Genomic DNA, 6,702 nt, shown 5'->3' on the forward strand with positions numbered 1-6,702 from the left:
ACACAATCATTCTGCCTATTCAGGACGGCGAATGTCTGAGGGGTGAAACCCCTCAGACATTCGCCAACAGTCTCTTTAAACCGCCGACTCTTATCTAACAAATAATTTGCGATCGCACATCCGCATCCACATAACTCAAAATTTTCTCTATTCTATTTTCCCAAGAAAACTGCTTGACAAAATCTAATGTTTCTGCATAACCTTCGCTCCTCCTCGGATATTTGGCTAAACTATCTCGAATGCTTTGCGCAAACCTATATGGGTTATCCGGTTCGCACCAAATTGCAGCTATTTTTCCAGATTTGAATTCCATTAAAGATGCAATTTCTGTGGCTATAATTGGAGTTCCCGATGCCATATAATCAAAGAATTTTAAAGGAGATGTGAATGTTGCAGCCTCTGTCTGACAGTGAGGGTGAGTCAAAACATCCGCCGCTTGCAGCAAGCTGGCTAGTTGATTTTGAGGCAGGTAGCCGAGAAAATTGATGTTCTTGACCTGCTTGTCTGTGGCTAGCTGCTGGTATGCTGTTACTTGGGATGAGTCACCACCGGCGATCGCAAATTGAACTTCCGGCAACTCCCGCGCCACATCCACCAACATATCCACACCTTTAAATTGGTAAAGTCCGCCCGCGTAAACTGCTAAATACTGCCTATCATCGGCTAATAATTGCTGTCGCCAATTCTCCGCTGCGACTGTTTGTCTCACCAAAAACAACTGGTTAAAACCATTGTGCAGCATAATGACTTTTTCCGCTGGCATCCCATTCTCAATCATGGTATGTCGCACAGTATCAGCAACAGTTACAGCAATTTGAAATAAAGGATTGCAAACAATTTCCGGCTCAAACTTCTTATTTTCATGGTGATGTTGTTCGTAGATAGCGGGAATTCCATTTTTGATGGCAGCTTTGACAAAGTTCCAGTCGCGGCTGTGGACAATTTTTGTCGATTTAAGCAGGTGAATCGGTAAATAGTATTTTGAAACTATTGTACTCGCACTCGTCCACTTGCTGTCCCAAAAGTCGATCGGCCACGGTACGGGCAAATCTGCTACTTTTAGCTGTTCCTGAAGATTGTAAATTTTGGCAAGTTGATCGTCCGGTTTTCTCGGTCTAAAAGGAAAAAGCAAATCAACCGGATTCAAAGCACTCCAGCCTTTGCGGAGGTATACCAAAACTGCTGGATAACCGAGATTTGCGGCGGCATTGGCAGAGTTGGTAACTTGAACTAAGCTGGCTACATTGGGTTGCGGTAAAGTATTTCTGGTAAAAAATACATAATATTTAGACATGGATTTTTAACTGATTTTCTACTTGTTAACTGTCTGACGCTTAATCGTACTTTCTATAAATTCTAAAGTCGTGAAAATATTAGCAGCCGAATGATATGATTCTCTGATTAACTCATCTCTTTCTTCGGGAGAATCAACCATTTCATCTACTAGCAATTTCAGGTAAGCTATCATCGGAGTCAGGCGAGTGCGAATTTCGTAAGAACCTCTAATTAAAGCTTCATCACGAGCGGTTTCTTCGGCAAATTGCATTGAATACAAGCGAGTGTAGTAACCTCCCTTGGCGAGCAATTCTTCGTGGGAGCCAATTTCTACTACTTGCCCGCGATCGATTACGGCGATTTTGTCGGCTTTTTGGACTGTGGAGAGGCGGTGGGCGATCACTAAGGTTGTGCGATCGCAACTCAGTTTCTCGATCGCCGATTGCACATACCTTTCCGAAACCGTATCCAACGAACTCGTAGCCTCATCTAAAATCAAAATTTCCGGGTTTTGCAGCAAAGCTCTAGCAATAGAAATTCTCTGACGCTGCCCTCCCGATAATATCACACCGCGATCGCCAATTTGAGTATCCAACCCCTCCGGCAACAGTTCGATAAACTCATAAGCATTCGCCCCCTGTGCCGCTTGCACAATTTCTGCCTCAGTCGCTTGGGGCTTAGCGTAAGCAATATTTTCGCGCACAGAAGCATTAAATAAAAACGTATCTTGGCTAACAATACCCATCGCTTTTCTGAGACTTTTTAGATCGAATTCGCGCAAATCCGTGCCATCTATCGAGATATTACCTTCTGTAGGATCGTAAAATCTCGGCAATAAATCTGCCAAAGTTGACTTCCCAGAACCCGAAGTTCCTACCAAAGCCAAAGTAGTGCCGCAAGGTAGAAATAAATCAATTCCTTGAAGGACTAAACTTTTGTGATTCGGATAACTAAAAGATATTTTATTAAAACTGATTCCCGATCGCAAATGAGTGTAAGGCACAGAACCGTTCAGCATAAACGGCTTGTCATCGCAGCTCAAAAAATCATTAACCACCTCTACACTAGCCGACGTATTAGCAAATTGACTGCGCCCGCTATTCAACTGTGAAATTAAAGGGATTAATCGAAACAGTACCAATAAATAGGTTAATAAAATTGTAGCAATAGACTCTATCTCATTCGCAAATATTGTGCGACCTATAAATACAATCAAAATTATAACTATCAAATTAACAACTTCGTTAATTGGGGCGATCGCCGCATAATTTACCTGAGCCTGAAAATCCGCTTGTTCTCGCCTTTGAATTAAATGCTTGATCCGCTGATACTCCCTTTCCTCGTTCCCCGTTGACTTAACCAGCCGAATCCCTGTAATCGTTTCCAACACCCTAACCGAATAATCTTTCGACATTTCAGAAAGAAGGTGGCCAAAATGCTTGGAACGGTTAATAATATATTGATTTGTCCAAGCAACTAACGCCAGCAAAACTGTAGCTGTCACCGTCAGTTTCCACGAGATAGAAAGTAGCAGACCCACAAAAACCAAAACCGTGATTGAGGTAGTAAACATTCCGATGGCCGTACCAACTGCACTAGCAGTCCGACCAATCTCTCCGCCTAATCTATTAATTAAATCCCCGACTTTAGTTTTAGAGTAAAAATCTAAATCTACTTCTAACAACAACCGCAAACCTGCGTCTCGCAAATCAAAAGTCAGAGAGCGGGTCAGAGAAGTAGCTACTAAAGTATTGATATAACTCGCAACATTTTTTAAAAAAATTGCCAGCACAACCGCCCCGGTCATCAGCATTAAACGCTGATTTCCGGGCATTCCCTCAAAGGGATACATCAAAGTTTTAATTAGAGGTGGAGCACCACGCAGCTCGATAGCTTCCTCTAAAAAACTTAAAAGCACTGGTACAATCAGAGTAGTGCTGATACCGTTAAATAAAGCGCCAGAAAAGCCCAGCATCACAGTTAAGAGAATCCTGCCGGGATATCGTCTGGCAAATTTTAGGAGTAGCTTATTTGCAGACATGAAGCATTCCCAGCTAAACAGTACGGCATCTCAAAATATTCTTTAATAACAGACAGTTTTTCTTCCTCCCGTGAGTGGTTTTAAAATAACATTTACAGACCTGCGATTATATCTGAAAGAATCGGTTTCATTGCTTGAATACTATATTTTTTCATACATCTTTCCCGAGCTTTCATTCCTTGTAAATTAGCCGCTGTCAAATTTTGAAATATCCATTGAATTTTTTGTGAAATTTGAGCGGGAGAACTCGGATCGACTAAATAACCCGTTCCCCCTAAAATTGTTGGAATATCCCCCACTCGCGTAGACAAAACAGGCTTAGCCATTGCCATGCCATCTGTCAACTTGAGCGGAAACTGAGCCACGGCTGTGAGAGTTTCTCGCTGAGGAACAACGACAACATGAGCCGCCGCTACAACCGACGGCATCGTCTCCACTGGAAACCTTGGCAGTTTAATAATCCAACGCCCCCATTGTTTCACAAGTTTATCATCATAATCATCATAAGGACTCCCGCCGACGATCGCTAATTTTAAATCGGGCTCATTTAACTGTTCAAGCGCCATCAAAACATCCTCCACGCCTTTATGAGGTCGCGGTGCCCCCGGAAACATCAGAACTCTATACCCGGACAAGCCGTAACGCTGTCTGCTCAATTCAGGATTGTATTTAGCAGGGTCGAACATTACAGTATCCTTACCATTCGGCAAATATACACCACCAAAACGCTGTTTTAAAAACTCAGTATGAACGGTGACTGCATTAGCACGGTGGATGAGACTTTCCATCCACTTGAGATAGAGCGGATTATCTGGTTCTCTCAATTGACCGTTGTGTTTAAAAATATCTCGATAAAGTTGTTTGAAAGAAGGACGGTATTTCCATTCATCTCCGCCGTACCAGCTCAGTTCCCAGTCATCTATATCTAAAATTAGAAAGTGGCGAGTCGTCAGTTTTTTTAGCAGTGATAACCCAAAACTTGTAGGTTTAGGTTTGACTGCATAAATAATATCCCCATCTATTTTTTTCCAAAGTTTTTGAGCATCCCTCAAAAACCCCGGATAATTGTTACCAGGTATCGCACATACCCGGATATTTCGGGGAGGAATAGCATACAATTCCTTGCCAAACTGAAATCCAACAACTTCTACATCACATTGAAGCTCTATCAGGACTTGAGCTAATAAAAAAGCACGAATTGCACCTGCTCCTGACAAATCGCTCACTACTAATGAAACTTTCACTGAGTATTTTGTTTATAACATTTGTTTGATTTTCCTACTTAACCGAGCTTTTGTCAAGGCGATGGGTAGTCACGCACTCCCGACCAAAGAAACCGGGTTTTTAACTAGGACAAAGGGCAGCAAGGAAGTATTTTGGCAAAAAAAAGTGATGAATCCAGAACTGTTATTCACTCGATCAATAATTCTCCTAGGTGAATTTTTAGATATATTTTCTGATATGTTGAGGCTAATTTTTTTTATTTTGGGCTAATTTTTGTTGTTTTTGATGCAGTTTACCAACAAACTTTAATTATTTAAAACGCCAGGGATTGTTAAGTTGATTTGGTAAAAATATTTTAGCAGTGCGATCGACTATTCTAGTCAAGAGCGATCGCGTCACGTTCTTCGCGTACTGAGGGCGGTAAGGATAAGTGCAGTGCATTACTTTAATCGGTTTGTCGATCGCATAAACATCTTTCCACTTATCCAAGTAATTGTAAACCGGGGACAAAGTTGTCATTTTCGGTTTCACCGATTCAACAGCCGCCGCAAAAGCTCCCTGGTCTTTCAATAGTAGCACATTTTGATGCGCCACTACCATGTCGAAATATTTCTTAAAGTTTATAAACAATTCCTGAGTTTTACTGCTTTTCGTAAAAGCGATAAATCCGCCATTGTATTGAATGCTATTTTCATTTAGCGGCAAGCCGACAGACTGCAAAGTTGACAGAATATCCTGCTTGACTCTTAATAAATTTGCAGCTTTAGCAATCGCCGGCTGCACATCTTCAGTCACCAACAAATCCACCCCATCAAGAAGATCAAACACCTCATCAATTGGCGACAGCAAACAAATATCACAATCCATATAAATAGTTTTCTCAAATAAAGATTCCCCGTACAAAGCCAGCTTAGCTTGCCGCGACGCTAAAACCGGATTTTCGTGAGACGGTGCAGGTTTCAATATGACATTTCCAAACAGCAGAAGTAAAGGATATAAAAATTGAGGGACTCTATCTATTAAAATAATAATGGGTTCGCGGTGAAACTTCCTGACAGACGCCAAAAAATGAACGCAATCCTGGAAAGAGTAAAGACCAGTTAATATAGTGATAAATCCCTTGACTGCTAATTTATTTGAATTCATTGATTTACTTATTTACCTCAGTGTGTCCACTCCCAAAAGCTCTCACTCCAGTCATCTCGATCGTGAAAAATTCCTTGCCATTCATAAAAATGTACAAAATCTTTCAGGTTAATTGTTTTATTGACATTGCGGATCATGTAAAGAGGTTTATCTCCATAAAAAGAAGCCCACATAGTATAACTGCTAGGTGGCCCGACAACATAGTCGCACTCAGCCAAAGCATACATATCTTCAATTAAATGACCACTGCCAAATCCACAGTTAAAATTATCAAATAAACTCAGATTTTGTGGAATATTAGAACAAATCAAAAACTTGATTTTTTTTCCTTCAAATAGCCTTACCATAGAATTCATGAATTTTAAATATTGCTCAGTTGTGTAAAAGTATCTCCCCTTTTGATGCTCAGCATAATCCCCTTGGCGGATGTGAATTCCCACGAGCATATCAGAATTATTTTTTAAATTTAATATCAAACGATCTACATTGATTCTATATCGCTCTAATGGTGTAAAGTATGCTCTAATCGGGTCGGCGTACTTGTGTAACTTGGGCAGATCTTCTACAAACCAGCCATCTCGAAATAGCCAGCCTTGAAAAAAAATAATTGAACCGTGCTTGATTTGTTCAATTTCCTGATATTTGAGCCAACTAAAAGGTTGTTGTCGGGTTATTTTTTGCGTATTTAATGTTTTTTTGTTGCTTAAATACTTAACTAATTTGTAATATTTGCTTCTAACAAGCTTGTTACCTGCTGCGGTAAAATATGGAGGAGGATAACAACACAAAAAATCACCAGCGGTTCCCACAAAGAATTCTGCATATTCGTCAAAAGCAGGATTGAGAACAATCAAATTATGCTCGATCGCCCAAGCAATGAAATTAGCAAAAAGTAGCAGTCGGTTTCCGAGTTGTCCCGATTTAGCAGATATTATTAGCACAGGGCTATTTCATTCTGGTTGAGTAGCTGATATGATAATAAAGTATTGTAGTCATTCACATGATATGTCATGTCT

6 protein-coding genes are annotated in these 6,702 nt (G+C 40.6%); 1 reads left to right on the top strand and 5 read right to left on the bottom strand.

Annotated elements, in window-relative coordinates; genetic code table 11:
- Positions 1-94: 94 nt before the first annotated feature.
- From QUB66_RS29280 to QUB66_RS29300, 5 genes are all read right to left on the bottom strand, one after another.
- A complete protein-coding gene (locus tag QUB66_RS29280; RefSeq protein ID WP_332970751.1) occupies positions 95-1,294 on the bottom strand; it encodes a glycosyltransferase family 4 protein in 1,200 nt (399 codons plus the stop codon).
- A gap of 18 nt (positions 1,295-1,312) precedes the next feature.
- Positions 1,313-3,316, bottom strand: a complete 2,004-nt coding sequence (locus tag QUB66_RS29285; RefSeq protein WP_265235345.1) for an ABC transporter ATP-binding protein — start codon at positions 3,314-3,316, stop codon at positions 1,313-1,315.
- 92 nt (positions 3,317-3,408) lie between these two features.
- Positions 3,409-4,560 carry a glycosyltransferase family 4 protein gene (locus QUB66_RS29290; RefSeq protein ID WP_265235346.1) on the bottom strand — a complete coding sequence of 384 codons (1,152 nt, stop codon included), beginning with the start codon at positions 4,558-4,560 and terminating at the stop codon, positions 3,409-3,411.
- Positions 4,561-4,849: 289 nt separating this feature from the next.
- Positions 4,850-5,686: a hypothetical protein gene (locus tag QUB66_RS29295; protein ID WP_332970750.1), complete on the bottom strand. Its 837-nt coding sequence runs from the start codon at positions 5,684-5,686 to the stop codon at positions 4,850-4,852.
- Positions 5,687-5,703: 17 nt separating this feature from the next.
- Positions 5,704-6,495, bottom strand: a complete 792-nt coding sequence (locus QUB66_RS29300; protein ID WP_332971308.1) for an alpha-1,2-fucosyltransferase — start codon at positions 6,493-6,495, stop codon at positions 5,704-5,706.
- Positions 6,496-6,526: 31 nt separating this feature from the next.
- Between QUB66_RS29300 and QUB66_RS29305 the strand changes: the two genes are divergently transcribed.
- Positions 6,527-6,649 (top strand): hypothetical protein, encoded by a 123-nt coding sequence (locus QUB66_RS29305; RefSeq protein ID WP_332971309.1) that lies wholly within the window; start codon positions 6,527-6,529, stop codon positions 6,647-6,649.
- Positions 6,650-6,702: the final 53 nt, after the last annotated feature.

It is taken from the genome of Microcoleus sp. A2-C3 (assembly GCF_036706065.1).
Taxonomy (GTDB): Bacteria; Cyanobacteriota; Cyanobacteriia; order Cyanobacteriales; family Microcoleaceae; genus Microcoleus.

What these genes read in the sequence shown, in the direction of transcription:
- QUB66_RS29280 (WP_332970751.1), bottom strand. Translation starts at nt 1,294, where the DNA reads ATGTCTAAATATTATGTATTTTTTACCAGAAATACTTTACCGCAACCC.
- QUB66_RS29285 (WP_265235345.1), bottom strand. Translation starts at nt 3,316, where the DNA reads ATGTCTGCAAATAAGCTACTCCTAAAATTTGCCAGACGATATCCCGGC.
- QUB66_RS29295 (WP_332970750.1), bottom strand. Translation starts at nt 5,686, where the DNA reads ATGAATTCAAATAAATTAGCAGTCAAGGGATTTATCACTATATTAACT.